Raw genomic sequence first — 2,968 nt, forward strand, 5'->3', positions numbered from 1 at the left:
CGGGAAGGGTGGGTGGCGGAATCAGCCCTGCGGGTGGTGGGCCGGGATCGGCGGGAGCTCGCCGGTGGTCTCGTACTCGCTCAGCATCTCGATCCGGCGGGTGTGCCGGGGCTCGCCGCTGTAGGGGGTCTTGAGGAAGACCTCGACGAACTCGGTGGCCTCCTCGACCGTGTGCATCCGGCCGCCGACGGAGATCACGTTGGCGTTGTTGTGCTGACGGCCGAGTTCGGCGGTCTGCACGCTCCAGGCCAGCGCGGCCCGGACGCCCTTGACCTTGTTGGCGGCGATCGCCTCGCCGTTGCCCGAGCCGCCGATCACGATGCCCAGCGCCTCCGGGTCGGCGGCCGTGCGCTCGGCGGCGCGCAGGCAGAACGGCGGATAGTCGTCCTCGGCGTCGTAGATGTGCGGCCCGCAGTCGACCGGCTCGTGGCCGGCCCCCTTGAGCCACTCCACGAGGTGGTTCTTCAGTTCGTATCCGGCATGGTCTGAGCCCAGGTACACGCGCATGCCCATGAGTGTGGCATGCGCGTGCGCCCGGGCCCGACAACGGGTGCGCCGACGGAGGCGTCGGCCGGCGCGCCCGCCGGGGACGTCGGCCGGTGTGCCCGCGGGGCGGGGTCAGCGCCGGTCGAGAAGCTTCCAGGCCAGCGGCAGGGCGCCGGCGGCGAAGGCGGCCTTGAGGGCGTCGCCGACCAGGTACGGGTAGAGGCCGAGCTCGGCGGCGCGGGCGAGCGACACGTGCAGGGTCAGGGCGAGGTACGGGACGCCGACCGCGTAGATGGCCAGGCTGCCGAGGACCATGGTGGCGGCGGTGTTGACCGGGGTGCGGTCGGCGCCGCGGCGGGCCAGCGCGCCGGTCACGGCGGCGGCGAGGACGAAGCCGAGCACGTAGCCGAAGGACGGCATCGCCCAGCCCGAGGTGCCCTCGGCGAACCAGGGCAGGCCCGCCATGCCGGCCAGCAGGTACAGCGCGAGCGAGGCGATGCCGCGGCGGGCGCCGAGCGCGGTGCCGACCAGCAGCGCGGCGAAGGTCTGGCCGGTGACCGGCACCGGCGAGCCGGGGACGTTCACCGACAGCTGGGCGGCCACGCCGGTCAGCGCGGCGCCGCCGGCCACCAGGGCCAGGTCGCGGACCTGGGCGCCGAGGCGGGTGGAGGCGGCGGGCAGCAGGTCGGCGAGGACGGCGCGGCGCGGTATCGGGGTGGTGGCGATGGCCATGGGGGCTCCTCCAGGAGAGTCCAGGTGAGTGAACACCTGTGAACCTACGCGGTGATCCACTGGGCGAACGGGGTCGGTTTCGGACAAACCCCTGCCCCCGGGGGTTGTCGAAACCGACCGCAGATCACGTTCGGACACCGAGTGATCACACCAGGTTCCGATGAGGTCCGCATAGTGAGCCCGGAACGATCATCTTTGGCATGCTCAGCGACATCGCCGGATATTGGACATCTCATACCGATTACCGCACAGCAGTCTGGATCCACCCCTTATGGCCCCCACCCCCGCACCTCCGGCGACCGGGATGCCCAACGGCACCCCACCGGCCGCGAGCCCGGCGTCGGGACAGCAGCTCACCCACGGCCTGAAGCAGCGCCACCTGTCGATGATCGCCCTCGGCGGCGTGATCGGCGCCGGCCTCTTCGTCGGCTCCGGCGCCGGCATCGCGGCGGCCGGCCCGGCGATCATCCTCGCGTTCGTGCTCTCCGGCCTCCTGGTCATGCTGATCATGCGGATGCTCGGTGAGATGTCGGCCGCCCGCCCCGCCTCCGGCTCGTTCTCGGTGCACGCCGAGAAGGAGATCGGCCCCTGGGCCGGAGTCACGGCCGGCTGGATGTACTGGGTGATGCTGTGCTGCGGTGTCGCCGCCGAGGCCACCGCCGCCGGGAAGATCGTCAACGGCTGGATCCCGGGCGTCTCCGTCTGGATCTGGGTCGCCCTGTTCATGGTCTTCTTCTGCACCAGCAACCTCACCGCGGTGAAGAACTTCGGCGAGTTCGAGTTCTGGTTCGCCGCGATCAAGATCACCGCGATCATCGCCTTCCTGGTCCTCGGCGGGCTCGGCGTCGCCGGCGTGATCGGCCCCGGCGCCCCCGGCGTCGAGAACCTGACCGGCCAGGGCGGCTTCCTGCCCAGGGGCACCGACGGACTGATCGTCGGCCTGCTCGCCTCGGTCTTCGCGTACGGCGGCATGGAGACCGTGACCATCGCGGCCGCGGAGTCCGACGACCCCAAGAAGAACGTCGCCAACGCCGTGCGCACCGCGGTGTGGCGGATCGCGATCTTCTACATCGGCTCGATGGCCCTGGTGGTCACCCTGGTGTCCTGGAAGGACCCGAAGGTCGTCGCCGACGGCCCGTACGTCACCGTACTGAGCCACCTCGGGGTGCCCGCCGCCGGCGTGATCATGCAGGTGGTGGTGCTGATCGCCCTGCTGTCCGCGATGAACGCCAACATCTACGGCGCCTCCCGGATGGCGTACTCGCTGGTCGGCCGCGGCCAGGGCCCCAAGGCGCTGGCCAAGGTCAGCGGCGGGGTGCCGCGCCGGGCCGTGCTGGCCTCCTGCCTGTTCGGCTTCGGCGCCGTGCTGGCCTCCAAGTTCTGGCCGGACACCGTGTTCACCTGGCTGATGAACACCACCGGCGTGGCGATCCTGGTGGTCTGGCTGTTCATCTGCGTGTCCCAGCTGCGGATGCGCCGCCGGCTGGAGCGCGAGGCGCCCGAGCTGCTCACCGTGCGGATGTGGGGCTACCCGTACCTGACGTGGGTCGCGCTGGCCGGCGTGGTCGGCATCCTCGCCCTGATGACCACCACCTCGGGCAACCGCGACCAGCTGTACGCGGCCGGCGTGCTCGTCACGATCCTCAGCGTCGTCGGACTGCTCAAGCAGCGCCGGGACGCCGCCGCCCCGGCCGAGCGGCAACCGCGCTGACCCTCCGTACGCGCGCGTGGCGAGGGCCCGGCACCGATC

General features: G+C 71.6%; 3 protein-coding genes. 1 reads left to right on the plus strand and 2 read right to left on the minus strand.

Annotated elements, in window-relative coordinates; genetic code table 11:
- Positions 1-21: 21 nt before the first annotated feature.
- Together ACFRMQ_RS39785 and ACFRMQ_RS39790 are read right to left on the minus strand one after the other, a co-directional pair.
- Positions 22-507 (minus strand): ribose-5-phosphate isomerase, encoded by a 486-nt coding sequence (locus tag ACFRMQ_RS39785; RefSeq protein ID WP_380735783.1) that lies wholly within the window; start codon positions 505-507, stop codon positions 22-24.
- A 111-nt stretch (positions 508-618) separates the two neighbouring features.
- Positions 619-1,218, minus strand: coding sequence for a biotin transporter BioY (locus tag ACFRMQ_RS39790; protein ID WP_380735784.1), 600 nt, complete (start codon positions 1,216-1,218; stop codon positions 619-621).
- A 271-nt stretch (positions 1,219-1,489) separates the two neighbouring features.
- Between ACFRMQ_RS39790 and ACFRMQ_RS39795 the strand changes: the two genes are divergently transcribed.
- Entirely contained in the window at positions 1,490-2,929 is a 1,440-nt protein-coding gene (locus ACFRMQ_RS39795; protein ID WP_380735785.1) for an amino acid permease, read from the plus strand.
- The last annotated feature ends 39 nt before the right edge of the window (positions 2,930-2,968 follow it).

Source organism: Kitasatospora sp. NPDC056783, from assembly GCF_042789895.1.
Classification (GTDB): domain Bacteria; phylum Actinomycetota; class Actinomycetes; order Streptomycetales; family Streptomycetaceae; genus Kitasatospora.

Bases quoted from the DNA above. Each gene is read 5' to 3' on its own strand.
- ACFRMQ_RS39790 (WP_380735784.1), bottom strand. From the start codon at position 1,218: ATGGCCATCGCCACCACCCCGATACCGCGCCGCGCCGTCCTCGCCGAC.
- ACFRMQ_RS39795 (WP_380735785.1), top strand. From the start codon at position 1,490: ATGGCCCCCACCCCCGCACCTCCGGCGACCGGGATGCCCAACGGCACC.
- ACFRMQ_RS39785 (WP_380735783.1), bottom strand. From the start codon at position 507: ATGCGCGTGTACCTGGGCTCAGACCATGCCGGATACGAACTGAAGAAC.